Consider the following 26,627-nt stretch of genomic DNA (forward strand, 5'->3'; position numbering starts at 1 on the left):
GGGCCATACCGCTCGGGCAGATCGCGCCAAGGCGATCCGGTCCTCAGAACGTAAAATATGCCATTGACCACCCGCCGATCGTCGACCCGCTTCTTGCCCAAGCCATGTGGCGGCAAAAGCGGTTCCACGATTTGCCATTCTGCTTCGCTCAGATCGTAGCGTGCCATCATCGCCTCCTAATCAAAGGCGTTGAATCACTGCTTCAATGGCCATGCAAGGGTTGAGTACGCGCCCTAGGATCCATGCCGTGACGCTTGAGCGTCGAGGCTGTGGAGATTTGTTCTGCACCGCTGCAATCGTCGGAAATGTAACGGAATGGATCCTAGGGTCGCCGTTCCGCTTCGCGTTCACTCCGCCCTAGGATGACGAAGCGAAGGGTTTAAGCAGCCTCAGCCCGGCACTTCGCACACGTCCCGCGAAACTCGATCACCGCCTTCTTGGCGGCAAACCCCGTCGAGCGCACCCATTCGTCGAGCCGGTGGTCGACATCATGGTCCGACATCTCCGTCACCTGGCCACATGTATCGCAGATGGCAAAGGCGGTCATCGAGTGGCTGTGATCGTGCGGCTCGGCGCAGGCGACGAAGGAGTTGAGGCTCTCCAGCCTGTGCACGAAACCTGACTTCACCAGGCTGTCGAGCGCGCGGTAGACCTGCAGCGGTGCACGGAAACCGCGCTCGCGCAGCTGGTCGAGAAGCGTATAGGCGCTGAGCGGTCCGCTGGCGGCCTCGAGCTTCTCGAGCACGCTCAGCTGATTCTTCGTCAGCACATCCCTTGCCGCCATGATCCTGTTTCCGATCTTTCCGCACCGCTTGCACGGCATTTCTGTCATGCGCAGTCTCTATCCCCTTGAGATAGCGATGAACCGGGCTTTTTGCCACTGTTTCCGTTATCGCCATCGACACCATGACCGCCACCCCCGGTTGACGGCACAGACCACATTCAAAATACTGACAAAATTCCCAACGAGGGGTAGCGCAGTTGGAAATTCGATCGGGCTTGGGGAAGCAATCATGATCAAATTGACACGACGGACGCTGCTCGTCGGCACGTCGGCGCTTGTGGCCGCCGGTACGGTCTCGTTCCGCGCCCTCGCCGCCTCGCGCACCTACCATGCGCTGCTGGTTGCCTGCACCGACTATCCCAACCTGCCGCAGAAGAACTGGCTGATCGGTCCGAAGAACGATGCCGGCCTGGTCCGCGACTATCTCCTGAAGAACACGCCCGATCCGGTGAAGTTCTCGGCCGAGAACGTCACGTTGCTTGCCAAGGATGTCGAAGGCGCCAACGGTCCGCCGACCCATGCGGCGATCAAGGCCGCCCTTGCCGATCTCGCCGGCAAGGTGCAACGCGACGATTTCGTCTATCTGCATTTGTCCGGCCACGGCGCCCAGCAGCCGCAGGCCAAGGCGGGCGACGAGACCGACGGCCTCGACGAGATTTTCCTGCCCTCCGACATCGACAAATGGATCAACCGCGAAGAGGGCGTGCCGAACGCGCTGGTCGACAATGAGGTCGGCGCCGCACTCGACGCCATCCGCGACAAGGGCGCCTTTGTCTGGGTCGTGTTCGACTGCTGCCATTCCGGCACCGCAACGCGCGCCGCGCAAGTCGACGACGAACTGGAGCGCAAGGTCGAATTCGCCGATCTTGTCGGTGGCGATGACGCGGCCAAGGCTGCAGCCGTGAAGGTCTATGACGACATCTCGGCCACCGCCTCGCGCGGTTTCGACGAGAATGGCGGCCGCAAACCGGCGTTCAACCTGACGCCGACCGGCGCCGAGCCGATCGCCAGGGGCAAGCTGGTTGCCTTCTATGCCGCGCAGACGGTCGAGACGACGCCGGAAATGCCGCTGCCCAAAGGTACCCCCGACGCGCCGCGTTTCGGCCTGTTCACCTTCACCATCCTGTCGAAACTGGCCGAGAACCCCAACGTCACCTACCGCCAGCTCGGCCAGGCCGTTCTCCAGCAATATTCTGCCGACGGCCGCACAAGGCCGACGCCTTTGTTCGAGGGTGAACTCGATGCCCGCGTCTTCGGCACCGACAAGACCGACGCCGTCATGCAATGGCCAATTGCCGTCAAGGATGGCGACGTCGCGATCGGCGCAGGGCTGCTGCAGGGGCTTGCCCCCGGCAGCAAGCTCGCCATCCTGCCTTCGGCGCTGTCGAGACTGTCCGACGCGGTCGGCTATCTCGAAGTGCAATCGGCCAGGAACCTGGAAAGCAACCTCAAGCCAGTCGAGTTCGACGGCAAGCCGGCACTCGCGGCAACAGAGGTACCTGCCGGCGCCTATGCGCGCGTCGCCGAACTCGCCGTCGACTACAAGCTGCTGGTGGCGAAGCCGGCGCCGACCGCAGGGCTCGAAGAGGAAACCGAACTCGTCAATTCGGTTCTGGACGAACTGGCGGCAAAGCCCAATTCCGGCTTCCACATAGCGCTGGTCGAGCCCGGCAAGAGCGCCGATCTGCGTCTGGCGGTGCTGCGCGAAAAGTCCATCACCGGCGCCGCCGCAGATGCGACCGACGAGCCGGCGCTATGGTTCCTGCCGGCGTCGGGCGACATCAGCTTGAAGGACGGCAGCAAGCCGCCGCGCATCGTCATCCATCAGGATGGCCGCGATAAGCTCGCCGAAAACACGGCCAAGAACCTGACCACGATCTTCCGCGCCACCGGCCTGTCGCGGCTCGCCGCCGCTTCCGGCTACCGGCCGGACGAGGTCAGCGTCCAGTTCCTGATCAAGCGCCAGGACAGCGGCGCGATGGAGCCGATCGAATCCTCAACCGTGCCGCGCGTTTCGCCGGGCGACCAGGTGCACATCGCGGCCAGGAACGAGTCCGACGAATTCGTCGACATCAACGTGCTCTATATCGGCAGCGACTATTCGATCACCCACATCGTCTCCGAGCGGCTGGCGCCGATCAACCAGCAGGCCGACCAAGGACTTAAGGAAGGGCTGCTCGCCTTCACCGACACCAGCTTCGGCATGGAGCGGATGATTGCCGTGCTGACCGAGGCGCCGCCGCAGAGCGAAAAAGAAGATCTGAGCTTCCTTGCCCAGGAGGGCGTGCGCGCTGTGACGCGAGCCGCCTCGGGAACACCGGGCTTCTCCGACATGCTGGCCGACATCGGCATGGCGCCGGCGACACGCTCGGTGATGCGACTTGCCGACAAGAGCGGTCCGAAGGGCGCGGTGATGATCTTCCCGATGGAGACGGTGCCGCGCGCCTGAGCTGCAACGGACCGACATCCGTTGTCGGCTCTTGCGCCAAGGCCATGATATATGAACATTTCCCGGCTCGCGGCGCCTCGATGTGCCGCGGCGGGATGCAAAAGATGAGGACATCCGTGACTATCCCCGTGCTTTCCTGGCGTGCAGCGACTGCCGGCCTTGCCGCCGGCCTGTTGCTGGCCGCCAATGCCTCGGCGGACGAAACCTGCGGCTTGTGCGTCAAGCAGGTCGTCACCAATTCCGAGCTCGCCACCTGCTTTCTCGACCAGTATGACCAGATCGCCAAGACCGGCAGCACGGCCGTCGTCGTCGATCTCTCCAACTGCGCCTCGCGCGGCGTGGTCGAGCCCTTGCCGTCACCCAACAAGGCGGCTGCCGAACCGGACGTGCAGTTCATGATTTCGCGCACGCAGCTCGATTGCCTGAAAAAGAAACTGGAGGCGCCCGGCATCGTGCTCGATCCGTCCGCCACCATCCAACTGGACAGCTGCGGATGAAAAAGCCGGGGGGCACTGCAACACAAAAACGGCCGGCCCTGCCGGCATCGAACAAGAAGCCGGAGACCTTGCCGGAAACCACCGAAGGTTTTCCGTGGCCGAGCAGCCACGAGATCAAGAAGGAATCCAACCCGTTCACCGACCGCGACTGGCGCATGCTGGCCTATGCCTGGTCGGGCCTCGCCGTGCGGCTGGCGATCATCTTCACCCTCGCCTTCTCGGTCTTCCAGTTTCTGGCAAACCAGGAACAGAAGCGCGTCGAGCAGACGATGTCGCTGGTCGAACTCTGGGAAAGCAAGGATTTTCAGCAGGCACAACGCGCGCTCAAGGAGCGGCTGGCGGCGCTCAACGCCAAATATGACAATCTGCTCAGCGCCACGCCGTCGCCAACCGAGGAACAGGTGTTCCGGCAACGCGTCGGTATTGAGGCGATGACGGCCGGGGGCGGCACCATGCCGATCGCCGATTTCAACGACAGTTTCGACCGCATCGTCTATTTCCTCAACCGTCTTTCCATCTGCGTCGAGGGCAAGCTCTGCTCGCGCGATGTTGCCGACGCCTATTTCCGCGACTATGCGGTGTCGTTCTGGAGCTACTTTGCCGGCTACATAGAAAAGGAACGCAAGACCGGTTCCGCGAACTATGCCCAGGCGATCGAAAACTATGTGCGCCTCGGCTCGCCTCCCGCTGAATCCAAATAGCGGCGCAACGAAGATGCCGGGCCGCTCCCATCCCTTGCGTGCTTTCCGGTTGCTGATCATGCTCGGTCTTTTCGTGCTGGCGTCAGCAGCCCGTGCCGAAGACCTCGATTTCCACCTCGATCTCAACACCGGCGGTCACAGTGCGAGGGTGACCGACCTTGCCTTCACGCCGGACGGCCAGGAACTGGTCTCGTCGTCGGACGACAAGACCATCCGCATCTGGGACTGGCAGAGTGGAGTGACGCTGCGCACCATTCGCGGCTATCTCGGTAACGGCAATGACGGCAAGATCTTTGCGATCGCCGTTTCGCCGGATGGCAAGACCATCGCCGCCGGCGGCTATTTCGGCGCCGGCATCGGCGACAAGCCGCCCTATGGCGATGTCAGGCTGTTCGATTTCGCTACCGGCAAGATCAAGGCCGTGCTCAAGGGCGCCGACTACGCGATCTATGATGTCGCCTTCTCGCCGGACGGAAGCATGCTGGCCGCCGGCGGTGGCGATGGCTTCGTCTATCTCTGGCGCGAGGATGACAAATCCGCTTCGGGCTGGACGCTGGCCACAAAACTCGATGCCGATACCTGGCGCGTCGAGAAGCTCGCCTTCGCCGCAGCGGGAACCCGGCTGGCAGCGACGACCACCGACAATGGCATACGGCTCTGGGACGTCGCCAGGTCAGAGGAAATCCCGCTGCCCGCCGAGGCCGAACCGCTGCGCGACGTCAGCGTCGCCGCACTCGCTGTCTCACTGGATGGCAGCCTCTTCGCCACCGGCAGCAAGGATGGTGACGTCCAGCTCTGGCAGGCCATCGACGGCAAGTTCGTTCGCGCCATGCCGAAGCAGGATTTCCAGATCGGCGCGCTGAGCTTCGCTACAGGTTCGCGGCTTGTGGCGTCGTGCAGCTATCGCTGCGCTGACAAGCACCGCACGGTGGTCTGGAATACGGACAGCGGCGAGCAAGTTCACGACTATCGCGGCCATGACGGCACGGTCTTTGCCGGCGCCAGCAATGCCGACGGTTCGCTGGTGGCGACCGCCGGCGGCACCCGCAATGCCATCCAGGTCTGGGACCCCGCGACCGGCGAGCGCAAGGCGCTGTTGCAAGGGGTCGGCGAACCGGTGACGGCGGTCGGCATCGATGCGGTGAGCAACTCCATCGCCTGGGGCAATGCCAACCCCTGCCCCGAGCGCGTGTCCTGTCCCGAGTTTCAGGGCACGCTGGATAAGACGCTGGCGCTGCCGACGGCCGAGCGGTTCTTCGAGGACCCCGAAGCGTTGTCGGAACAGGGCGCCTTTGCCCGCGCCGCATTGGCCGACGGTCAGTGGTCGCTTCGCGCCGTCCCCGGCGGCAAGGACGGCCTGGAAGATGCCGTGCTGGAAATCGCGAACGGCGGCAAGGTGGTGCACAGCATCGAGAACGCCGCCACCAACGGCTTCGTCCATTCGGCCTACACCCTGATTAGCAACGGTCTTGGCCTGGTCACCGGCGGCAGCGACGGCACGCTGCTGGAGTACAAGACCGCGACCGCCGCGGTGTCAGGCGAATTCACCGGCCATACCGGCGAAATCAACGCTATTGCCGCCTCCGAGAAGGAAGGACTGCTGATCACCGGCAGCGCCGACCAGACCGTGCGGCTGTGGAACTCGAAGACGCATAGGCTGATCGTGTCGATGTTTTTTGCCGGCTCTGAATGGATCGTCTGGATGCCGCAGGGTTACTATTATTCCTCCGCCGACGGCGACAAATTGATCGGCTGGCAGGTCAATCAGGGCCGCGATCATGAGGGACGTTTCATCAGCGCCGGCCAGTTGAAGAAATACCTCTGGAGCCCGGAAATGGTGCGCCGGGCCATTGTCCTGCGCAGCGCCGAACAGGCCGTCCAGGAAATGCGGCCCGGCATCGACCGCGAGTTGGAAAGGCTGCTTTCGCGCAAGCCGCCGGAATTCGGCATCAAGCTAGCTGACGACCAGAGCAATGTCCGCGAGGGCTATGTCGCCGTCGAGATCACAGGCGCGCAGGAAGCCGGCGCTGATGTCGCAGGCTTTTCGATCCTGTCGAACAGCCGCAATGTCGGCGATGTCACGGCGCGCTCGGCCGATGGCGGCAAAAGCACCATCGTTGAGGTGCCGGTCGAGAATGGCGAAAACACCATCCGCATCACCGGCACCAATGAATTCGGCTACCTGACCGAGCGCAGCGTCACAGCCTTGGCCCGGAAAACCGAGAAGCCCGCAAACAAGGGCAAGCTCTACGTCGCCGTGATCGGCGTCGACAAATATCCCTTCCTCCCCGATGCCTGCGCCGGCCGCGCCTGCGATCTGCGCTACCCCGTCGACGACGCCACCGAATTCCTCAAGGTGATCTCGCAGAAATCCGCACCTTTGTTCTCGTCGATGGAGACGCTTGTGCTGGTCAACCGCGAAGCGCTGGATGAGGCGCCCGACGCCGGCAAGGACGTGTTCAAGGTCGCCAGCGCCGACAGCATCCTGGAGCCGGATTCCGACACCATTGATGACCAGCTTGCCGATTTCCTCGACAAGCCCGGCGAGAACGACACGACCATCATTTTCGTCGCCGGTCACGGCATCAACATCGACGAGGACTATTATTTTATCCCCACCGATGGCCGCAAACAGGATGCCGATCGCTGGAAGCGCTCCTCGCTGGTCGACTGGGGCGACATCCAGAAATCGGTCGAGCGGGCCAAGGGCATGCGCTTCATGCTGCTCGACACCTGCCATGCCGCCAACGCCTTCAATCCGCGCCTGGAAAAGGACGCGCAGGACGCGCGCATCGTCGTCTTCTCGGCCACCGCCGCCAACAACACCGCCGCCGAACTGCCCGAACTCGGCCACGGCGTCTTCACCTATTCGATCCTCGAAGGCCTGCGCGGCCGGGCCAAGACCTCGGATGGCGGCGTGACGCTGTTCGGCCTCGCCGACTACATTTCGCGCGAAGTGCTGCGGCTGACCGCGTCGAAGCAGAAGCCGTTCTATTATGTCGGCGGCGTTGAGAACATTGTGCTGGCCGAGCCGTGAGAGTGAAGCGCCAGCGCCTGGGCACTCCCCTCTGCCCTGCCGGACATCTCCCCCGCAAGGGGGGAGATCAGCTATCGCCTCAGGTTTCGCCAATCATCGACGTCTCAAATGAAGAGCCGGCGACGAGGAGATTAATCTCCCCCCTTGCGGGGGAGATGTCCGGCAGGACAGAAGGGGGTGTCTGGGCGCAGACCGTTGTTCTGCTGATCTTCGCTGTCGCCTTCCTATTTCCGCTCCAAGCATTCGCAGCCCCCATCCCCTGCCCGCCAGGCGACGCCAATTTCCCATCTTTCTATGACGACACCGCGCTCTTCAACGACGCCATCTCTGCGGTCGCCAAAATCGAGCCCTCCAACCAACGTCTCACCGGCATCACCGTGCCGCATCATTTGCTCGCCGCCGATCTGGTCGCGCTCGGTTTCCACGCCGCGTCCGGCTTTCGCTACAAGCGCATCGTCATGCTGTCGCCGGATCATTTTCACAAGACGCAGAAGCTCTTCGCCACCACCACGCGCGGCTTTGAGACCGTGCTTGGCCCGGTTTTCGCCGATACGGCAGCTGTTCGCCTTCTCGAGGCGAACAGCGACATGGTCGAGGAGTCCTGCCTGTTTGCCAAGGAGCATGGCGTGCAGGCCATGCTGCCGTTCCTGCACCACTATTTTCCAGAGGCCGAAATCGTGCCGGTGGCGATGTCGGTCAAGGCCAAACGCGGCGACTGGGACCGGCTGGCGGAGGCGCTGAAGGCGATCGTCGACAAGGGCACGCTGATCGTCGAATCCACCGATTTCTCGCACTATCTGCCTCAGCATGAGGCGCGGCGTTTCGACCAGCAGACATTGAACATGCTCGCCGCCGGCTCGCTCGACGGCATTGCGGCGCTGCAGCAGCCAGCGCACGCCGATTCGGTCGGCGCGCTCTACATCCAGACCAGGCTGCAGCGCGAACTGTTCGGCGCTGCGCCGTTGGTCGTCGCCAACGAGAATTCGCAGGCGCATTCGAGCGACTATGTCGAGCGCACCACCAGCTATGTCGTGGCCCTGTTCGGCGCCTTCGGTCCCGGTTTCAACAACCCTGCCCGGCCCGATGACAAGCTCTATTATTTCGCCGGTGACGTGAATTTCGGCCGCGCCATGAAAAAGGTCCTGGTCCGCGACGGCATTGCCGAGGAGATCGTCGACAGCGTGCTGGCTTTGACCCGATCGCGGCCGCTGATCGTCAACCTCGAAGGCGTCATCCTGCCCAACGTTCCCGAAGCGATCGACGACATGACACTGGCAATGCCAACGGACCTCGCCATCGGCATGCTGAAGAAATTGCAGGTCGCCGCCGTTAGCCTTGCCAACAATCACGCCTACGACCTCGGCCCTTCCGGCTATGCCGAGACTCTGGCCGCACTCGATGCGGCCGGTATCGCCCATTTCGGCCAGGGCGAGACCGAGGCGCTTGCCGATCTCGACATTGTTGGACTGACCGACATCGATACCAATGGCTCCAGCAACACCGACCTTTTGACGCCTGCATTGCTCGACCGGCTGCTACACGACAATGCCGAGCGGCCGGTGGTCGCCTTTGTCCATTGGGGCCGTGAGTACAAGACCGAGCCGTCACCACGCGAGGAGATGCTTGCCGACCAGATGCGGCTGCGCGGTGTCACCGCCATCGTCGGCGGCCATCCGCATGTGTCGAGCGAAGCGATCCTGCCGCTCGCCGGCGGCGATGTGGCCGAGATTTATTCGCTCGGGAATTTCCTGTTCGACCAGAAGGCCGAGCGATCGTCCGGGTCAATGCTGGAACTCAGGGTGTTCAGCCAGGGCACGATCTTTGCCCGGCTGATCCCGCTGCCCAACTATTTCGAGATGGGCTCGAAGTAATCAGCAGCCCTGCAGGTCTTCCGGCAAATAGCACACGGCCGGCTTGGTCTTGGTCTCGAAAAGAGACCGCTTCGGCTTGAAATAGAAGAATGTGGCGGGCTTGCTCTCGCGCGTGCTGCCGTCGGCGAAATGGGCGGCGATGCTGAAGCGATGGATCGACGACATCGACGACCACATCTTCAGCCGCGCCGTGTAGGCGCTGAGATTCTTGTTGCCGCGCACCGGCATGGGGATGCTGTAGTCGGTCTTGCCGATCGGAAATTCGATGTTTTGGTAGCGCAGGGCTTCGGGCGACGCGCCGCCGCCATCGCCGCACTCGGCGAGCGATTCCGGCACCTCGATGCTGACCAGCGAGACGACGACGCGAAACGGCTCGCTCTGCAGAGAGACATTGCCCTGATCGTCGGCCCAGGAATAATCGAGCTTGCCGATCCCGGTGACGCTCATCTTGTCGACGCTGCCGCTGATATAATCGGCAACATCGCCGAACTTGACCTTGTTGGCCACCTGGGCGCGGCAGACGTCAAGCGCGTCCCTCGACGGGCAAGTGAAGCGCTGGGTCTCGAGCGTGGTCGTATCGACGCCGGCCTCGGCCAGCACATTCTTGACCGAGACGTCGACGCCGTCGCCGAAATTGCCGATGTCCTTCGTGAACATGCGGCTCGGCTCGCCGGTCACGTTGTCTTCCTCGTCGGTCCTGGTGAACTGGATCGACATCTTCATGTCCTTGACGTCGCCCCAGCCATTGTTGACGATCGAAAAATCGGGGCGGTATCCGATACAGCCATAGTGCTCGCTGATCGACAGCATTGGTTTGCGATAGGCTTCGCTGGAAGCAACTTTCATTTCCAGGCTGTCAAGCTTGACCCGCGACTGATCGGTGGTCTTGAGGTCGACTTCGGCGAAGGCCGGCGCCTGCTCCCAATCCATGCCGTCATAGACATTGCCGGTACGAACCTGCCCGGTGCCGTTCCAGGCATCGTTGTATTCGTCCGACACTGGATAGATCGCGATGTCTTCGTCGCGCACCAGATGCTGGTACTGCATGTCGGCCTGCTGCGTCATGCGCTGGTCGACTGCAATGCCGATCTCGACCTTGTCTGCGGCGCCGCCGCCGGTTTGCGCCTTCAGCAGCCCGCCCACTCGGGCATCGGCCAGCACGTCGGGACGCGCGCCGCCGATCTCCTTGCCCATCGCCCATTGCGACCAGTAGACGGTGCCGCCCGGCAGCCGGGTGCGGCCCTTCCCGTTCTTCAGCCCATCGGTAAATGAGCCGACGAATATTTCGCCCGTTTTCGTCTCCAGCCGGCCCTCGCCATTTGGCACACCGGCCGTGAATTGCCCTTCATAGCGATTGCCGTCGGCGTCGATGTGGGTTCCGTGGCCGTCGAGCTGGCCGGCGACCCAATGGCCGTCGAGTATCTCGTTTGAACGCAGTTCCAGCCGTCCCCGCCCATCGGGCCGGCCATTCCTGATCTCGCCGAAATAGCTGGAATAGATGGTCTTGGGGTCATAGCTGGCGGAGCCGCGCACGCGCCAGACCAGCCTGCCCTTGCCGTTGACGGTGCCGTCGGCCGCTACCGTCCGATCCGGAGACTGGCCGGCGGCCGGCTCCCAGACGAAATCCAGGCCCAACTCCGGATTGAAATCCCAGACCCGAACGTTCTTGCGCAGCACCGACCGCGTATCGCTCTGATAGAGTATCTGCACCCGCTCGGCCCAGGCGCCATCAGGCGAGGCGGCACCTTGATCGGCCATCGCGGAAAAACATGTCAGTGCGGCCAGCATGGATGCAGCCGCCATCGCCCTGACCCCGAAGATCATTCCTGCCCGCGCCATCGTTCCCAACCCCTTGGATCGCCTAGCGTAAGCGCCGCCGCAAAACTGTGCAAGGGAGCGATTTCGATGCAAAAAACCGGCGACGGGAAGGTCCCGTCGCCGGTTTGGTATTGCCGGTTCTCGCCGCCGTTTGCCGGCGAAAGATCGGGCCTTATTTGTACAGGCTGTTGATCCACTGCACGTTGGCGGCGTTCAGGCGCACGGCGGTGTTGGCATTCGGGCTTTCAGCCACGTTTACGCCGGTGACGACGCGCTGCTTGGCGCCATTGTCATAGGCGTAGACCGAGCTGCCGCTCGACCCCGGATAGGTGTCGCAGTCGTATTGGAAATACTCCACGCCGATGTTTTCGGCGTGCACTTCGCAGGTCGCCTTCCACATCGTGCCCATCGGCTTGTCGCCGGGATACCCGATAATATTGGCGGTGAAATCGCCCAGGTTCTCGTAGTTGGCATAACCCAGCCAGCCGAGATTGGTGCCGATATCCTGCTTCAGCGTGATGATGCCGAGGTCCCACGGAATGACCGAGCCGTAGTAGCCCTGATAATTGTCGATGAAGCCCTGCAGGATATAGACGCTCTCATAGCTGAAAGCGCCGAACGGTGCATCGTCTGCGGTATTGCCGTTGAGCGACGGCACGAAGATGACGTCGTCGAGCCAGGCCTTGTCTTCATTGCTGTAGAGGCAATGCGCGGCGGTGAGCACCGTGCGCGGACCGATCAAGGTCCCCGAGCAGCTGCCATAACCGCTCTTCGCTTTGCCTTCGATATAGCCGATCGCGGTGAACGGGTAGGTCTTGGTGTTCTTGATCTGCTCGCGGTCGTCTGCCCCGAACACCTGGCGGCCGGCTTCGTCGCCGCCCGTCAGCCCGGTCTTGTCGGCATTCGGTGCGTTGGCCGGCGCATTCAGTTCCTTGATGACAAGATCCTTCAGCGTCTCGCCGGCATCGATCTTGATGTCCTTGCCATCGGCGGAACGGCCGACGATGCCATAGGATTTGACCGCCGTTGCCTCGTCGGTCAGAGGCGCTGCCCGGCTGGCTTCATCTTCGGTCAGCTTCGGCGGGGCGATCGGCTTTGCCCGGCCGGGCTGGTAGTCGCCCGTCCCGACATCGCGCATGCTTTCGCCGTTGCCGGCATTCGCGGAACCGGGATCGGCGGCGAAGGCGGGCAGCGTCCACATTGCGGTGGATAGCAATGCGGACACAATGATAGTGCTTGTCAGTTTTGTCATGGTGAGACTCTCCCAAAAGTCAGCAAGGAGTGGATCAAAATACAGAAATATTGTCGAGATCGTGGTGGCGTTAAAGAATCAGTTTGGTTACCCGCCCGTGTCAGATCATCGTTCCGGACGGCCTCGTTAAAGCCCTCCGCCAAACGCATCCGCGTCGATATACTGCCTAAAATAATCCAACATTGGCAATGACAAATCGCTTCCACGTAGCCCGTGGGGGGCTATAGGGTTTGGGTGGGTTCTGCCCGACGGGGCACGATTAGCAAAAGTGGTGTTTCGGTTTTATGACCGCTCGCGCGCCGTTCGATATGGCGCAAGGTGCGAACGGCGTACCGGTTCGCTCAGGCTGATTTTGCGCTAGCTTGGCATCGCCCGCCAGTTTTCATCTCAGGAGGTTTCAAGGTGAACATGTTCCATCGGTTCAGGCCACTCGCCGCTGCATCGCTATTGGGCATCGCGGCTGCTTTTCCCGCCTTCAACGCGCTGCATGCGGCAGACGCCACCGTCAGGCCGGAAGCGGCGGTCTCGCCGATGCAACGCGTCGCGGAAGCCCGGGACAAGGCCAAGGCCGAGAACCCCGACGGTGCCGACCGCGTCTATGGCGGCAAGGAAGCCGACAAGGGCGCCTATCCGTTCCAGGTGGCGCTGCTGACCACCGCGCGGCTGGATCCCAGCCCGGCCTCACAGCCGAACGCGCAATTCTGCGGCGGCAGCCTGATCGCGCCGCAATGGGTGCTGACGGCCGCGCATTGCCTCAACGACAAGGGTCGGCCGATTTCGCCCGAGACGGTCACCGTGCTGACCGGCGCCACCGATCTCACCGAAGGCAAGCGCTACAAGGTGGTCGAGGTCATCGTCAACGAGAACTACAGCGAACAGACGCTGGACAACGACCTCGGCCTGCTCCGGCTGGCCGAGCCGGCTGACGCACCGGCCATCAAGATCACGCGTGAGCCGACGCCCGACAGCGGCAAGACCACGGTTATCGGCTGGGGCAAGATGCAGGACGGGACTTTCCCGACCGCACTGATGGTCGCCGATCTCGATCTCGAGCCGAGCGCTGCCTGCAACAGCGGCATCAAGTCGATCTATGCGCATGACCTCAAGGCGGCGCTTAGCGACCTCTCGCACCGCATGCGTTATTCGGAAAAAGGCATCGATGCCGCCGCCAATGCGATTGCCGCCGACATGTCGGATCCGCTGACCGACAATATGATCTGCGCCGGTACCGACAGCGGCGAACGCGACGCGTGCAACGGCGACAGCGGCGGTCCGCTGTTCATGACCGGCGCCGACGGTCCGGTCCAGGTCGGCGTCGTCAGCTGGGGCGAAGGTCCGTCCGACGGCACCGCCGCCTGCGGCCACAAGAACGCCTATGGCATCTACACGCGGCTGGCCAACTACACCGGCTGGATCGAAGCCAAGATGACGACCCCGGCTCCGGCCGCCGCGGCAGCGCCTAAGGCTGGTCTCGGCACCGCCAAGAAGCCCTGAGGCAAGAACGGTTCATCGTTTCATGAAAACGCAAAACGGCGGGATCCTCCCGCCGTTTTGACTCGTATCGTTTGCCGGCTGTGTTTTTAGCTCACTTGCGCGGCGGTCCCTTGCGTTCCGCCGAAGCCGCCCACAGATTGATGTCGGACTCGCGGGCATAAGTGTCGATCTCGGCGAGCTCGGCATCGCTGAACTCGAGCACCTTGAGCGCACCGACGCAATCCTCGACCTGTTCCGGCCGGCTGGCGCCGATCAGAGCCGAGGTCACCCGGCCCTTGCGCAGCACCCAGGCCAAAGCCATCTGCGCCAGCGTCTGGCCGCGGCGGCCGGCGATCGCGTTCAGCGCCTTGATGTTGGTGATGGTCTTGTCGTTGATGAAGGCGGGACGCAGCGACTTGCCTTGGGCAGCGCGGCTGCCCTCGGGAATGCCGCCAAGATATTTGTCGGTCAGCATGCCTTGCGCCAGCGGCGAGAACACGATCGAGCCGACGCCCAGCCCTTCCAGCGTATCGAGCAGCCCATCCTCTTCGACCCAGCGGTTGAGCATTGAATAGCTCGGCTGATGGATGATGCAGGGCGTGCCGAGCTGCTTCAAGATGTCGGCCGCCTCGCGCGTGCGCTGCGAATTGTAGGACGAGATGCCGGCATAGAGCGCCTTGCCCGAACGGACCGCATGGTCAAGCGCGCCCATCGTTTCTTCCAGCGGCGTATCCGGATCGAAGCGGTGCGAGTAGAAGATGTCGACATAGTCGAGCCCCATCCGCTTGAGGCTCTGGTCGAGGCTGGCCAGCACATATTTGCGGCTGCCCCATTCACCGTAGGGACCGGCCCACATCTCGTAGCCGGCCTTGGTCGAGATGATCAGCTCGTCGCGATAGCCGGCGAAATCGGTGCGCAATATGTCGCCAAAGGCGATCTCGGCCGAGCCGGGCGGTGGACCGTAATTGTTGGCGAGATCGAAATGGGTGATGCCGAGATCGAAGGCCTTGCGCGCAATCGCCTGCTTGGTCTTGTGCGGCGTGTCGTTGCCGAAATTGTGCCACAGGCCGAGCGAGATCGCCGGCAGCTTCAGGCCGGATCGCCCGCACCTGTTATAGACCATTTTCTCATAGCGGTTTTCAGCCGGCTGCCAGCGCATGGGTACATATCCTGGATTGAATGGGTGTCGGCGCGAGCGCGCCGACACCCTTCTACCTCATTTCTTCTTCGCCAACAGCCCTTTTGCGTCCTTGACGCCGAGTGCAGCCGGCCGCTCGCAGGTGGTCTGCATGGCGACGAACTTGCCGGTCTCGCCCGACCGCAACAGGCCGGTCATGACATCGACGGCATGCAGCGCCAGCTCCATCGAGCAGCGATGTGGGCGGCCCTCGGCGATCGACAGCGCCATGTCGGCAAGGCCTGCGGTGCGGTAATTGGCCATCATGCCCTGACCGTGCATTTCGTTCGGCACGCCGAACGGATGCTTCCATTTCGGCAGTTTCTTCACCGGCTTGGCCGCCTCGGTGATGCGCACGTCGCCGCCGAAGAAATTCGGATCCGGCACATAGACCGTGCCGGCCTCGCCATAGAGTTCCATCGGCGCATGGCCATGGCTCCAGACATCCCAGCTGGTGTTGAGTGTAATCACCGCGCCATTCTCGAACTCGAGCAGACCGTGGATGGTCGTCGGCGTGTTGACCGGGATCCTTTCTCCCGCACGCGGCTTTGAGCTGATGATGCGTTCCTTGGCAGGGGTCGTCGCAACGGCCGCCACCTGTTTCACCGGGCCGATCAACTGGATCAGGTTGGTGATGTAATACGGTCCGATGTCGAGCACCGGACCCGCACCCGGCTGGAAGAAGAAATCCGGATTGGGGTGCCAGTGCTCCATGCCGTGACCCATCACGTGGCAGGTGCCGCTGGTGATCTTGCCCAGCGCGCCATTGTCGATGAGGTTGCGCACCAGCTGGTGCGCGCCACCGAGGAAAGTGTCCGGAGCCGAGCCGATGCGCAGACCCTTCTTCTCGGCGCGGCTTTTCAGGTCGAGCCCTTCCTTGATCGACAGCACGAACGGCTTTTCCGAATAGACATGCTTGCCGGCGTCGAGGATCTGCTTCGACACCTCGTAATGCACCGCCGGGATGGTCAGGTTGACGATGATGTCGATCTCGTCGTCCTTGAGCAGTTCGTCGACAGTCTCGGCGCGCAGCTTGAACTCTTTCGCCCGTGCCTTCGCCGCGTCCATGTTGATGTCGGCGCAGGCGCGCATCTCGATGCCGCGAAACAGCGGCGCCAGCGAAAAATACGCTTTCGAGATATTGCCGCAGCCGATGACGCCGATACCCAGTTTCTTTGCCATGATGATTGTTCCTAGTAAGCCTTGACGGAAGCGAGCGAGCGGCTGGCGAAGCGCTCGATGTCGTTGGGGTTGTCCTGTTCCATGACGTAGTATTTGGCCGGGGTCTTGGCGCGAAGTGCTTTGATCAGGCCGGCCCAGTCGATGGTGCCGTGGCCGACATCGGCCCAGCCGTCCTCGTCGAGGCCTTCGCCCGGTTTGGCCATGTCCTTGACATGGACGGCGCTGATGCGCTTGCCGTGCTTTTCGATCCACGGCAGCGGATCGACGCCGCCGCGGACCACCCAGGCGACGTCCATCTCCCAGCCGATATCGGGTGCGGCTGACAGGATATGGTCCTGCGGCACCGAGCCGTCGGCGAGTTTCTTGAACTCGAAATCATGGTTGTGCCAGGCAAAGCCGTAGCCTGCCTTTTTTGCGGTTTCGCCGACCTTGGCAAGGCGCTCGCCAAAGCCGCGCCAGCCGGCGGCATCGGCCGGCCGCTGTTCGGCCATTAGATAGGGACAGATGACCAGCGTGATGCCGAGCGCGTCGGCCGTTTTGCGCACGCCGTCGAAGTCGTTCTCCAGCGCATCGATCGAGAAATGCCCGGTCGGCATAGCAAGCCCGTTCTTGTCGAGTTCGGCACGGAACGCCTTGGGGTCCTCATAGACGCCGCCGAAGCCTTCAACTTCCTTGTAGCCGACCTTGCCCAGCATTTTGAGGATGCCGTCCCAGGGCAGGAAATTGCGGGCGCTGTAGAGTTGGAATGACCAGTTCATCGTCTTTGTCCGTTTCTTGGGTGGTGGGTCTTGGGGGATCGTTCTCGAGGTGTGATTGGAATGATTTTCAAAAATTACAGGCGGTTGCCGGTGGCGGCATCGAACAACGAGGCGCGCGCCGGATCGAAACCGAACTGGACCGGGTCGCCACTGCTCAGCGTCCGCTCCGCCTCGACGCGGAATGAAAGGTTGCGGCCGCCGAGCTTGGTCCATACCAGCGTGTCGGACCCCATCGGCTCGACGATCTCGACGGAACCGCTGGCGGAAAACGGCATCGACTTCGCCGCGTCACCGAACGCGATGTGTTCAGGCCGGATGCCGAGCACGCAGGCGCCGGTGGGACGCTCCGTGCCGTCAAAGGCGTAGCGCTCAAGCGGCACCGAAACACCGTCTGTCTTGAACGTCGGACCGGCCTCCAGTTCCCCTTCAAGGAAATTCATCGCCGGCGAGCCGAGGAAGCCGGCGACGAAGCGGTTGACCGGCCGGTTGTAGATCGTCTGCGGCGCGTCGAGCTGCTGGATGACGCCGCCTTTCATCACCGCAATGCGATCGGCCAGCGTCATTGCCTCGATCTGGTCGTGGGTGACGTAGATCATGGTGTTCTGCAGATTGCGGTGCAGAAGTTTGATCTCGACCCGCAGCTCGGCGCGCAGCTTGGCATCGAGATTGGACAGCGGCTCGTCGAACAGGAAGACGTCGACGTCGCGCACCAGCGCCCGCCCGATCGCCACGCGCTGGCGCTGACCGCCGGACAAGGCGGCCGGCTTGCGCTGCAAGAGCGGCTCGATCTGCAGGATCTCGGCGGCGCTCGCGATGCGCTTGGCGATCTCGTCCTTTGGCACGCCGGCAACGCGCAGGCCGAAGGACAGGTTCTTCTCCACCGTCATTTGCGGGTAGAGCGCGTAGGACTGGAACACCATGCCGATGCCGCGGTCCTTTGGCTCCTCCCAGGTGACGTTCTTGCCCTTGATGAAGATGCGGCCATCGGAAATGTCGAGCAGGCCGGCGATGCAGTTGAGCAAGGTCGACTTGCCGCAGCCCGAGGGACCGAGCAGCACGATGAACTCGCCCTCGGCGACATCGAGGTTGAGCGTCTGCAACACCGACACAGAGCCGAAATTGAGCGACAGGTCCTGGATCGAAACGCTGGTGCCGTTGGCTGCCGTCATACCCATCACCCTTTCACCGCGCCGGCGGCGATGCCGCGCACGAAAAGCTTGCCGGAGATGAAGTAGACGATGAGTGGCACGAGGCCGGTCAGGATGGTTGCGGCCATGTTGACGTTGTACTCCTTCACGCCTTGTACCGAATTGACGATGTTGTTGAGCTGCACCGTCATCGGATAGGTGTCGGGGCGGGTGTAGACGACGCCGAACAGGAAGTCGTTCCAGATGCCGGTGACCTGCAGGATGATGGCGACGACGAAGATCGGCAGCGACATCGGCGCCATGATACGCAGGAAGATGCCCCAGAAGCCGGCGCCGTCGACGCGCGCCGCCCGAAACAGTTCCTCCGGCATCGAGGCGAAATAATTGCGGAACAGCAGCGTCAGGATCGGCATGCCGAAAATGGAATGCACGATCACCAATCCGCTCAGGCTGCCATAGAGGCCGATCTCGCGCAGGATGATGACGATCGGATAAATCATCACCTGGTAGGGGATGAAGGCGCCGACGATCAGGATGACGAAGAATGTGTCGGCGCCCTTGAAGCGCCAGTTGGCGAGTGCATAGCCGTTGACCGAGGCAATCGCGATCGACAGCAGCACCGACGGCACGGTGATGCGCACCGAATTCCAGAAGCCGCGCGAAAGCCCGTCGCAATTGAGGCCGGTGCAGGCCGTCGCCCACGCCTTGACCCACGGCTCGAAGGTGATTTCGAGCGGCGGCGAAAAGATGTTGCCGAGCCGTATCTCGGGCATGCCCTTGAGCGAAGTGACAACCATCACGTAAAGCGGCAGCAAATAGTAGACCGCCATCACGAACAGCGTGCCATAGAGGAAGATGTTGCGGCGCGAGAAGACATGCCGCGGCCGCGGTCCGCTCGGCCCCAAGGCTTCGCGCCCGACGGCACCCGCGCCGGCGGGCAAGGAGACGACCTGGTCAGCCACGCTTCTTGCCTCCGAATTCGAGATAGGCCCACGGCACGATGACGATCACCACCGAGAGCAGCATCATGGTCGAGGCGGCAAAGCCCTGGCCGAGATTCTGGGCGAAGAACATGTAGTCATAGACGTACTTCGCCGGCACTTCGGAGGCGATGCCCGGGCCGCCGCTGGTCTGGGCGACGACGAGGTCGTAGACCTTGACGATGCCCGAGGCGATGATGACCAGCGTGGTGATGAAGACCGGACGCATCATCGGAATGACGATGAACAGATAGGTCTTCCACATCGGGATCCCGTCGACGCGCGCAGCCTTCCATATGTCCTCATCAATGCCGCGCAGGCCGGCCAGCATCAGACACATGATGAGACCGGTGCCTTGCCACAGCGCCGCGATCGAAATGCCGTAGATGACGATGCTGGAATTATAGAGCGGGTCGAAGCTGAAGCTCGTCCAGCCGAGGTCCCGCACCACATGCTGGATGCCGAAATCCGGATTGAGCAGCCACTGCCAGACCAGGCCGGTGACGATGAAGGAGAGCGCGAACGGATAGAGGAAGATGGTGCGGAACGTGTCCTCGAAGCGGATCTTCTGATCGAGAAGTGCGGCAAGCAGGAAGCCGATGACCAGCGAGAACACCAGCGAGATCGCGCCGTAGATCAACAGATTCTCGATCGAGATCAGCCAGCGCGGCGTCGACCACAGCCGGTAATACTGATCGAGCCCGACGAAATTCAGCCGCGGCAAGAGCTTCGAATTGGTGAAGGAATAGAGCACCGTCCACAACGTGCCGCCAACGAAGACCACCGACGCGGTGAGGATCATCGGGATCGAGGCGACCTTCGCATTGAGGTTGCGGAACAGCGGGTTGGGGCGTTCGCTCTTGCTCATCTCGTCAGCCGGCTGGGTAAGGGCGGTACAGTCCCGGCCCTGCTTGCGGCAGGGCCGGGAGCGAGGGGAATTGCCTCCAACGTCAGTCTGCCGCCGCGATGAGGTCGGCGAAGCGCTTCTGCGCCTCTTCCACCGTCATGTCCGGCTTGGCGAAGAATTCGGCGAAGAGATCTTCCTTCTGCTTCTGGGTGTCCTGCGACATCAACTGGTCCGTCCACGGGATGACGGCACCCTTGGCGAGGATGGCGAGGCCCTTCTTCATGCAGTCATTGGCGGCGTTCAAGTCGACATCGCCGCGTACCGGCAGCGAACCCTTCTTGAGGTTGAAGGCGACCTGCGTCTTGGGGTCGAGCAGCGTTTCGGCCAGCACTTCCTGCGCCTTGGACTTGTCGGCATCCTTGAGCAGCGGGAAGTAGAAGGCGTCGCCGCCGGTGGCGATGACTTCGTTCAAACCGAGGCCCGGCAGGCAGGTGTAGTCCTTGCCGGCGACCTTGCCGGCAACCTGGAATTCGCCCTGCGCCCAGTCGCCCATGATCTGGCCGCCGGCCTTGCCGGTGATGACCAGATTGGTCGCCTGGTTCCAGTCCTGGACATTGGTGTTCTTGGCCATCTTGCGGGCATCGTCGGCGGCCTTGAACACCTTGGCGATCTCGGGGCCGGCGGCAAACTTGGCGTCCTTGTCCTTGTAGACCTTGAGGAATGCATCGGAGCCGCCCACGGCCGCCAGCAGCACATCAAAGGCGCCGGAGGACTGCCAGGCCTGTCCGCCGACGGCGAGCGGGATGATGCCGGCCTTTTCCAGGGCGGGCGCAGCCGCGACGAATTCATTCCAGTCCTTCGGCAGCGGCACGCCGGCCTTTTCGAAGGCCTCGTTCGACAGCCACAGCCACTGCCAGGAATGGATGTTGACCGGCACGCAATAGATCTTGCCGTCGATGGTGCAGCTGTCGAGCAGGCTCTTCGGCCGCACGATTTCCGTCCACTTGCCCTTGGTGGCGACATCGGTGAGGTCGCGCATCAGGCCGGCCTGCACCAGCTCTTCGGCCTGCCGGCCGTGATTGAACTGGGTGGCGCCCATCGGATCGCCGCCGGTGATGCGGCTGATCATGATCGGCCGCGCCGTGCCGCCGGATCCGGCGATGGCGCCGTCGACCCAGTGGTTGCCGGTAGCATCGAAGGCCTTGGCGAATTCCGCAACCGCCGCCGCCTCGCCGCCCGACGTCCACCAATGGGTGACTTCCAGGTCGGTCGCGGCTGCCGGGCCGGCAAACTGCAGAGCGGCCGTCGCGGCAAAAGCAGCGGTCAAAAGTTTATAGCGCATTTCGGTTCCTCCCAGAATCTGAAACGTTACAGATTTTCGATACGGCAATTGTGCGGTGCGCGCAACCCCTCGGAGAAAAGCGGTTCAATATTTTTTCGAGGCGCGAACAAATTCCTTGCATGCAAGCCGGCAAACTCCGTGCAAAAGCGGTTGTTGCGCCGCGAATTCATGCTGCAGTGCAAGAAATCCACTTCGAGCCTCGTTTCTCGCGCGACTTGGTCCGGGCCTGAAATCCCGGCCAGAACCATGAATTAGGCGGCGTTCGGCGGCAAGATTGGCAATCTGTAACGTTTCAGTATACTGACGCTCAACGAGTGAACTGCCGTGCCACATCGTCATGGAAGCGATTGTCGGCAGAGCCGGCGGCTGCTATGCGCCTGACGGGGCGGGACGAATGGACAGGGACCAGACGGACAAGGACGACGAGGCGTCGGCGCATGAGCGCCCGACGTTGAAGACGCTTGCCTTCATGACCGGGCTCGGCGTCACCACCGTCTCGCGTGCGTTGAAGGATGCGCCCGAGATCGGCGCCGAGACCAGGCGCCGCGTCCAGCTCGTCGCCAGGCAGATCGGCTACCGGCCAAACCGTGCCGGCGTGCGCCTGCGGACCGGCAAGACCAATGTCATCAGCCTCGTGCTCAACACCGAGCGCGAGATCATGAGCTTTGTCTCGGACATCATCTACGGTGTCTCGGAGGTCATTGCCGACACGCCCTATCACCTGATCGTCACGCCCTATTCGCGCTCGCAGGATCCGCTGGATCCGGTGAAGTATCTGGTCGAGACGGGATCGGCCGACGGCGTCATCATTTCGCGCACGCAGCCCAATGACCCACGCGCCCGCTACATGCTGGAGCGCGGCATTCCCTTTGCCACGCACGGCCGCACCGATATGGGGCTTGTCCACCCCTATCATGACTTCGACAATTACGCCTTCGCCGCCGAGGCGGTGCGCCATCTGGCCGGCATCGGCCGGCGCCGGCTGGCGCTGGTGACACCGCCTGTGGGGCTCACCTATTACGGCCACACGGTGAACGGCTTTGTCGATTCGCTGGGTGAGGTCGACGCCAGCGAAGTGCCGTTCAACACCGTTTCAATCGACCAGTCGATCGATCAGATCAGGACGCGGACTGCCCAGCTGATGCGCCGGGAGGTCAGGCCGGACGGGTTCGTCAGCAGCGCCGCCGCGGCAACGCTGGCCGTCGTCGCCGGCATCGAGGATGCCGGCCTGAAACTCGGCCGCGACGTCGACGTGGTTTCGAAACAGTCGTCGGAACTGCTGCATCTGTTCCGCCGCGAATTGCTGGTCGTCAACGAGGATTTCCGCCTGGCCGGCACCGAGCTTGCCCGCGCCGTGCTGGGCTGGATAGGGGGCGCGGCACCCGGCTCCCTGCAGACCGTGGTCAAGCCGGGCGACGTCGTCGCTTATCGAGGCTGACTGGCTCTACCTGAGAGGCAGGTCAGGCCGAGTCGAAAATGACTGATACCGAGAACCGGAGCGGAGCGTACTTTTGTACATGAGCACCGGAAGCGCAGGTATCAGCCATTTGCAGGCCGGCCTCACCTGTCTCTAGACGCCCGCGCCGCTGCCCCATGGGCCGTGGAAAGCCCCCTGCTCGCCGATGCGCTCGAAGCCATGCGCGCCGAAGAAATCACGCTGTGCCTGGATCAGGTTCGAGGTGCCGCGGCCCTGGCGATAGCTGTCGAAATAGGCGAGTGCCGACGCCAGCGCCGGCACCGGCGATCCCGCTTCCGATGCCTTGGCGACGATGCGCCGGAGCGACGGATGCGCCTCCTGCATCATGGCGATGAAAGCCGGCGCCATCAGAAGGTTGGTCGATGCGCCGCCGGAGCCGAAGGCTTCCGCCATCGTGTCGAGCATCTGCGAGCGGATGATGCAGCCGGCGCGCCAGATCTTGGCGATGGTCGGCATCGGCAGGTTCCAGTTGAACTCCTTCGAGGCGCCGCTCATCACCGCGAAACCTTGCGCATAGGCGGCGATCTTGCCGGCGAGCAGCGCCAGCTCCAAATCTTTCAGAAGTGCCGCCTTGTCGCCGGAGATCTTGGTGACGCCGATATTGCCATAGGCCTTTTCCGCCGCCTGGCGCTCATCCTTGATCGACGACAGCACACGTGCCGCCACCGCCGCCTCGATCGCCGTCGCCGGAATGCCGAGCTGCTGCGCCTCGATGACCGACCATTTGCCCGTGCCTTTCTGGCCGGCGCGGTCGAGGATGATATCGACCACCGGCTTGCCGGTCTTCGGATCGTCGGCGGCCAGCACCTTGGCGGTGATCTCGATCAGGTACGAATCGAGCCGGCCCTTGTTCCAGTCTTCGAAGACCTTGCCGATCTCCTTCGGCCCCATGCCGAGACCGTCACGCAGGATGCCGTAGATCTCGGCGATCATCTGCATGTCGGCATATTCGATGCCATTGTGGATGGTTTTGACGAAATGCCCGGCGCCGTCGGTGCCGAGCCAGGCGGCGCAGGGCTCACCCTTGAACTTGGCCGAGATCGCGGTCAGCACGCTTTCGACGCGCTTCCAGGACTCTTCGGTGCCACCGACCATGATCGACGGCCCGTGGCGCGCCCCCTCCTCGCCACCGGACACACCCATGCCAATGAAGGTGAGGCCCGAGCCCGACAGCTCGGAAAAGCGCCGCATTGTGTCGCGGAAATTGGCGTTGCCGGCATCGATGACGATGTCGTTGGCCGACAGCACGCCACGCAGCGCTTCGATCTGCTCGTCGACCGGCTTGCCGGCCAGCACCATGATGATGATCGGACGCGGCGGCCGGATGGCTTCGGCGAGTTCCTCCAGGCTGTAGCAAGGCACCACTCTGTCCCGTAGCGCACCGGCGCTTTCGAGGAAAGCATCCGTGCGCGCCCTGGTGCGGTTGAAAACGGCGATGCGGTGCCCATGCTCGGCAATGTTGAGCGCCAGGTTGGAGCCCATCGTGCCAAGGCCGATCAGGCCGATTTCGGCTTTTTCCATCGTTTCTTCCCTGTTTTCGGATCTTTTGTTGAGGCGCGTTTTACCGGGATGCCCGTTCTTCGGCGAGATGATTGACGGGCCTTTCGCGCCGCGTCAACCGCTTCGCTGAATTGTGACGACCCGCGCTGCGTGAGATTGAGATCAGGCCGAGCAGGGAAGCGTCCGTTGGATGACCAGGCGACGCCTTGCCGATTGGACACATGGCGGTAGATTGGACTTATGGCGCTCAAACGGATGGACAATGTCGGAATCGTCGTCGAGGACCTCAAAGAGACGGTTGCCTTCTTTCGCGAAGTCGGCCTCGAGTTCGAAGGGCGGGCCACGATCGAAGGCGAATGGTCCGGACGTGTCACTGGACTGGGCGATCAGCGCGTCGAGATTGCCATGATGCGCACGCCGGACGGCCACAGCCGGCTCGAGCTCTCCCGCTTCCTCACGCCGCCTGTCGTCGCCGATCACCGCAACGCCCCGGTGAACGCTCTGGGCTACCTCCGCGTCATGTTTACCGTGGACGACATCGACGACACGCTTGAAAGGCTCCGCAAGCGCGGCGCGCAACTCGTAGGCGAAGTCGTCCAGTACAAGGACGTGTATCGGCTCTGCTACGTCCGCGGGCCTGAAGGGCATCTCATCGGACTAGCCGAGGAGCTCGGCTGAGCGCAGGTATTACTCAGCGCGGATATCGATCGGCGCCTCTATCTTCACAATGTCGAAGTCCGAAACCAGGATATCGAGCCGCGCCGTCCATCGCCCGGGAATCGGGATGACGAGATTGTCGACCCGCCAGGTGCCGTCGCCGGGTTTGGTTGCCGGACGCTTGATCGGTTCGATGCCGGAATCGGGCTTCGACAGCACCAGCGTCACTTCCTTGGCGTCGAGCGGTCCGAAATCGCCGGTCATGATGACGATCGAGGCGGTGACCTCCCCGGTGTGGCCGGGCGTGATGTCGATGTCGGCCATTGCCTTCAGCGTGTGGATGTGGATCGACGCTGGCTGTGCCGCGGCGATGGCCAGCGCCCGCGGTGGCGGCGTGAAGCGCCAGCCGGCGGCAACGCCGAAGATCAGGAGCACGATCAGCATTTCGACCGAGATCGAGCGGCTGAGCCGTCGCCGCACTTCCGTCGCTCCGGCCTCGGCCAAGGCGGTGAGCCGCCAGCGATTGACCGCTGCCAGCGTGAACAGAAACACCAGCAGCGCCAGCTTGATCAGCAGCAGCTGGCCATAGGCCGTGTTGACCAGTGCCGCCAGCGTCTGCACCTGGATGATTGCGAGCACGATGCCGGCAACAGCCAGCACCGCCACCACAGGCATGATCGTGCGTGAAAACCGCCGCAGAAACACGCCGGCGTCGGCCGATTGGCTGTTCAGCGCCAGGCCGAGCGGCAGCAGCGCTCCGGCCCAGAAGGCGATGCCGGCGCCATGCAGGAAAACCATCGGCCGCGTCAGCCATTGCGGCTCGGCAGCACTCGCATGGCCGCTAGCCGCAACGGCGGCGCCGACACCCACAAGTCCGGCAAGCGCCAGCGGCCTGGCACCGGTGCGCGACCCGGCCAGCGACAAAAGGCCAAGCCCAAGCGCCACCAGTGCGATCAGCACCGTCCAGCCGAAACTGGTGGCGAGCCCGGTCCGCCAGACCACCGGTTGCCCCAGCCGGGCGAGCGGCGCGCCCAGCGCATCCAGCCCCTGGAACCCGAGCGACAGTGGGGCGGCTGCCAGACCGCACAGGATTGCGGCAATGACGAAACGCTGGCCCCAGCGCACGCCCTGCGCCAGCCATGTCAGCGCGAAGGCGCCGCCGACGCCGAGGAAAAGCCCGATGTAGAGAAGAACCTTGCCGGTCCAGATCGCCGACCGCAAATCCATATCGACAGCTTCCGCCACTGCCGGCGCCGCGCTTGGCGCGCCGACGGAAAACAGCACCGAGCCGCCGACCGGATGGCCGTCGGCGGAAATCACCCGCCAGCTCAAGACATGTGTGCCCGACCCGAGCTTTTGCGGATTGTCGATCGCGACCGTCTGGTCGCTGAGCCGGAAAGAGGTCAGCGCGACAGGCGTACCGTCGGGCCGCACCAGCGTCAGCACCAGCGGCGACACCGGCTCGCTGAAGGTCAGCGAAAATTGCGTAGGCGTTTGCGCCAGCACAGCGCCGTCGGCCGGGTCGGCCTTGATCAGCGCCGCATGGGCAAAGGCCTGGTTTGGCGTGGCGAGGACGGCAAGCAGCAGGACCGTGGCCAGCAGGCCGAAGCACCTGCCGACTGTCCGTTCTATCCGCTGGAAACAGACCACGCTCATGCCATCCACCAAAACGGTGGC

The 26,627-nt window shown here is 63.0% G+C and carries 21 protein-coding genes; 8 read left to right on the forward strand and 13 right to left on the reverse strand.

Annotated features, from left to right (window positions below):
- The coding region (locus tag AC04SH_RS28240) for a transposase (protein WP_488577520.1) at nt 1-167 on the reverse strand (167 nt) is incomplete at its 3' end.
- Between the two features lie 212 nt (nt 168-379).
- A complete protein-coding gene (locus AC04SH_RS28245) occupies nt 380-784 on the reverse strand; it encodes a Fur family transcriptional regulator (RefSeq protein ID WP_112562754.1) in 405 nt (134 codons plus the stop codon).
- A 229-nt stretch (nt 785-1,013) separates the two neighbouring features.
- Here AC04SH_RS28245 and AC04SH_RS28250 point away from each other — a divergent pair, with 229 nt between their 5' ends.
- From AC04SH_RS28250 to amrB, 5 genes are all read left to right on the forward strand, one after another.
- On the forward strand, nt 1,014-3,233 hold the full coding sequence (locus tag AC04SH_RS28250; RefSeq protein ID WP_488577442.1) for a caspase family protein: 2,220 nt from the start codon (nt 1,014-1,016) through the stop codon (nt 3,231-3,233).
- Between the two features lie 104 nt (nt 3,234-3,337).
- The gene (locus tag AC04SH_RS28255) at nt 3,338-3,730 is read left to right on the forward strand and encodes a hypothetical protein (RefSeq protein ID WP_477233309.1); all 393 of its coding nucleotides are present in this window, start codon (nt 3,338-3,340) and stop codon (nt 3,728-3,730) included.
- Nucleotides 3,727-4,431 carry a DUF4760 domain-containing protein gene (locus tag AC04SH_RS28260; protein WP_488577443.1) on the forward strand — a complete coding sequence of 235 codons (705 nt, stop codon included), beginning with the start codon at nt 3,727-3,729 and terminating at the stop codon, nt 4,429-4,431. The genes AC04SH_RS28255 and AC04SH_RS28260 overlap by 4 nt, the downstream gene beginning before the upstream one ends.
- A 58-nt stretch (nt 4,432-4,489) precedes the next feature.
- Nucleotides 4,490-7,468: a caspase family protein gene (locus AC04SH_RS28265; RefSeq protein WP_488577444.1), complete on the forward strand. Its 2,979-nt coding sequence runs from the start codon at nt 4,490-4,492 to the stop codon at nt 7,466-7,468.
- A 155-nt stretch (nt 7,469-7,623) separates the two neighbouring features.
- On the forward strand, nt 7,624-9,339 hold the full coding sequence (gene amrB / locus AC04SH_RS28270) for an AmmeMemoRadiSam system protein B (RefSeq protein ID WP_488577445.1): 1,716 nt from the start codon (nt 7,624-7,626) through the stop codon (nt 9,337-9,339).
- Here the strand turns inward: amrB and AC04SH_RS28275 are convergent, their stop codons facing one another.
- Both AC04SH_RS28275 and AC04SH_RS28280 read right to left on the reverse strand, forming a co-directional pair.
- Complete coding sequence (locus tag AC04SH_RS28275; RefSeq protein ID WP_488577446.1) at nt 9,340-11,178, reverse strand: MORN repeat-containing protein; 1,839 nt, start codon at nt 11,176-11,178, stop codon at nt 9,340-9,342. It lies immediately after the preceding gene.
- A gap of 151 nt (nt 11,179-11,329) precedes the next feature.
- Nucleotides 11,330-12,409, reverse strand: coding sequence for a trypsin-like serine peptidase (locus AC04SH_RS28280; protein ID WP_488577447.1), 1,080 nt, complete (start codon nt 12,407-12,409; stop codon nt 11,330-11,332).
- 408 nt (nt 12,410-12,817) lie between these two features.
- Between AC04SH_RS28280 and AC04SH_RS28285 the strand changes: the two genes are divergently transcribed.
- Nucleotides 12,818-13,903, forward strand: a complete 1,086-nt coding sequence (locus AC04SH_RS28285; protein WP_488577521.1) for a S1 family serine peptidase — start codon at nt 12,818-12,820, stop codon at nt 13,901-13,903.
- Between the two features lie 91 nt (nt 13,904-13,994).
- Here the strand turns inward: AC04SH_RS28285 and mgrA are convergent, their stop codons facing one another.
- The 7 genes from mgrA to AC04SH_RS28320 form a co-directional block, all read right to left on the reverse strand.
- Nucleotides 13,995-15,041 (reverse strand): L-glyceraldehyde 3-phosphate reductase, encoded by a 1,047-nt coding sequence (mgrA, locus tag AC04SH_RS28290; RefSeq protein ID WP_488577448.1) that lies wholly within the window; start codon nt 15,039-15,041, stop codon nt 13,995-13,997.
- 57 nt (nt 15,042-15,098) lie between these two features.
- Entirely contained in the window at nt 15,099-16,241 is a 1,143-nt protein-coding gene (locus AC04SH_RS28295; RefSeq protein WP_488577449.1) for a Gfo/Idh/MocA family protein, read from the reverse strand.
- A gap of 11 nt (nt 16,242-16,252) precedes the next feature.
- Nucleotides 16,253-16,999 carry a sugar phosphate isomerase/epimerase family protein gene (locus AC04SH_RS28300; RefSeq protein ID WP_488577450.1) on the reverse strand — a complete coding sequence of 249 codons (747 nt, stop codon included), beginning with the start codon at nt 16,997-16,999 and terminating at the stop codon, nt 16,253-16,255.
- A 74-nt stretch (nt 17,000-17,073) separates the two neighbouring features.
- The gene (locus AC04SH_RS28305) at nt 17,074-18,168 is read right to left on the reverse strand and encodes an ABC transporter ATP-binding protein (RefSeq protein ID WP_488577451.1); all 1,095 of its coding nucleotides are present in this window, start codon (nt 18,166-18,168) and stop codon (nt 17,074-17,076) included.
- Nucleotides 18,169-18,173: 5 nt separating this feature from the next.
- Nucleotides 18,174-19,109: a carbohydrate ABC transporter permease gene (locus tag AC04SH_RS28310; RefSeq protein ID WP_488577452.1), complete on the reverse strand. Its 936-nt coding sequence runs from the start codon at nt 19,107-19,109 to the stop codon at nt 18,174-18,176.
- Entirely contained in the window at nt 19,102-19,995 is an 894-nt protein-coding gene (locus AC04SH_RS28315; RefSeq protein WP_142870207.1) for a carbohydrate ABC transporter permease, read from the reverse strand. Before AC04SH_RS28315 ends, AC04SH_RS28310 begins: the two co-directional genes overlap by 8 nt.
- An 82-nt stretch (nt 19,996-20,077) precedes the next feature.
- A complete protein-coding gene (locus AC04SH_RS28320; RefSeq protein ID WP_488577453.1) occupies nt 20,078-21,316 on the reverse strand; it encodes an ABC transporter substrate-binding protein in 1,239 nt (412 codons plus the stop codon).
- Between the two features lie 394 nt (nt 21,317-21,710).
- Between AC04SH_RS28320 and AC04SH_RS28325 the strand changes: the two genes are divergently transcribed.
- Nucleotides 21,711-22,754, forward strand: a complete 1,044-nt coding sequence (locus tag AC04SH_RS28325; RefSeq protein WP_488577454.1) for a LacI family transcriptional regulator — start codon at nt 21,711-21,713, stop codon at nt 22,752-22,754.
- A gap of 132 nt (nt 22,755-22,886) precedes the next feature.
- Here AC04SH_RS28325 and gndA read toward each other — a convergent pair whose 3' ends face one another.
- On the reverse strand, nt 22,887-24,314 hold the full coding sequence (gndA, locus tag AC04SH_RS28330; protein WP_488577455.1) for an NADP-dependent phosphogluconate dehydrogenase: 1,428 nt from the start codon (nt 24,312-24,314) through the stop codon (nt 22,887-22,889).
- 219 nt (nt 24,315-24,533) lie between these two features.
- On the opposite strand from gndA, the gene AC04SH_RS28335 reads away from it, so the two are divergent.
- On the forward strand, nt 24,534-24,971 hold the full coding sequence (locus AC04SH_RS28335; protein WP_488577456.1) for a VOC family protein: 438 nt from the start codon (nt 24,534-24,536) through the stop codon (nt 24,969-24,971).
- Nucleotides 24,972-24,980: 9 nt separating this feature from the next.
- Here AC04SH_RS28335 and AC04SH_RS28340 read toward each other — a convergent pair whose 3' ends face one another.
- Complete coding sequence (locus AC04SH_RS28340) at nt 24,981-26,606, reverse strand: copper resistance CopC/CopD family protein (protein WP_488577457.1); 1,626 nt, start codon at nt 26,604-26,606, stop codon at nt 24,981-24,983.
- Nucleotides 26,607-26,627: the final 21 nt, after the last annotated feature.

This window comes from Mesorhizobium sp. CNPSo 4688, from assembly GCF_057784295.1.

What these genes read in the sequence shown, in the direction of transcription:
- AC04SH_RS28255 (WP_477233309.1), top strand. Translation starts at nt 3,338, where the DNA reads ATGAGGACATCCGTGACTATCCCCGTGCTTTCCTGGCGTGCAGCGACT.
- AC04SH_RS28335 (WP_488577456.1), top strand. Translation starts at nt 24,534, where the DNA reads ATGGCGCTCAAACGGATGGACAATGTCGGAATCGTCGTCGAGGACCTC.
- AC04SH_RS28305 (WP_488577451.1), bottom strand. Translation starts at nt 18,168, where the DNA reads ATGACGGCAGCCAACGGCACCAGCGTTTCGATCCAGGACCTGTCGCTC.
- AC04SH_RS28280 (WP_488577447.1), bottom strand. Translation starts at nt 12,409, where the DNA reads ATGACAAAACTGACAAGCACTATCATTGTGTCCGCATTGCTATCCACC.
- AC04SH_RS28320 (WP_488577453.1), bottom strand. Translation starts at nt 21,316, where the DNA reads ATGCGCTATAAACTTTTGACCGCTGCTTTTGCCGCGACGGCCGCTCTG.
- AC04SH_RS28325 (WP_488577454.1), top strand. Translation starts at nt 21,711, where the DNA reads ATGGACAGGGACCAGACGGACAAGGACGACGAGGCGTCGGCGCATGAG.
- amrB (WP_488577445.1), top strand. Translation starts at nt 7,624, where the DNA reads ATGTCCGGCAGGACAGAAGGGGGTGTCTGGGCGCAGACCGTTGTTCTG.
- mgrA (WP_488577448.1), bottom strand. Translation starts at nt 15,041, where the DNA reads ATGCGCTGGCAGCCGGCTGAAAACCGCTATGAGAAAATGGTCTATAAC.
- AC04SH_RS28285 (WP_488577521.1), top strand. Translation starts at nt 12,818, where the DNA reads ATGTTCCATCGGTTCAGGCCACTCGCCGCTGCATCGCTATTGGGCATC.
- AC04SH_RS28245 (WP_112562754.1), bottom strand. Translation starts at nt 784, where the DNA reads ATGGCGGCAAGGGATGTGCTGACGAAGAATCAGCTGAGCGTGCTCGAG.
- AC04SH_RS28315 (WP_142870207.1), bottom strand. Translation starts at nt 19,995, where the DNA reads ATGAGCAAGAGCGAACGCCCCAACCCGCTGTTCCGCAACCTCAATGCG.
- AC04SH_RS28250 (WP_488577442.1), top strand. Translation starts at nt 1,014, where the DNA reads ATGATCAAATTGACACGACGGACGCTGCTCGTCGGCACGTCGGCGCTT.
- AC04SH_RS28265 (WP_488577444.1), top strand. Translation starts at nt 4,490, where the DNA reads ATGCTCGGTCTTTTCGTGCTGGCGTCAGCAGCCCGTGCCGAAGACCTC.
- AC04SH_RS28260 (WP_488577443.1), top strand. Translation starts at nt 3,727, where the DNA reads ATGAAAAAGCCGGGGGGCACTGCAACACAAAAACGGCCGGCCCTGCCG.
- AC04SH_RS28275 (WP_488577446.1), bottom strand. Translation starts at nt 11,178, where the DNA reads ATGGCGCGGGCAGGAATGATCTTCGGGGTCAGGGCGATGGCGGCTGCA.
- AC04SH_RS28295 (WP_488577449.1), bottom strand. Translation starts at nt 16,241, where the DNA reads ATGGCAAAGAAACTGGGTATCGGCGTCATCGGCTGCGGCAATATCTCG.
- AC04SH_RS28300 (WP_488577450.1), bottom strand. Translation starts at nt 16,999, where the DNA reads ATGAACTGGTCATTCCAACTCTACAGCGCCCGCAATTTCCTGCCCTGG.
- gndA (WP_488577455.1), bottom strand. Translation starts at nt 24,314, where the DNA reads ATGGAAAAAGCCGAAATCGGCCTGATCGGCCTTGGCACGATGGGCTCC.
- AC04SH_RS28340 (WP_488577457.1), bottom strand. Translation starts at nt 26,606, where the DNA reads ATGAGCGTGGTCTGTTTCCAGCGGATAGAACGGACAGTCGGCAGGTGC.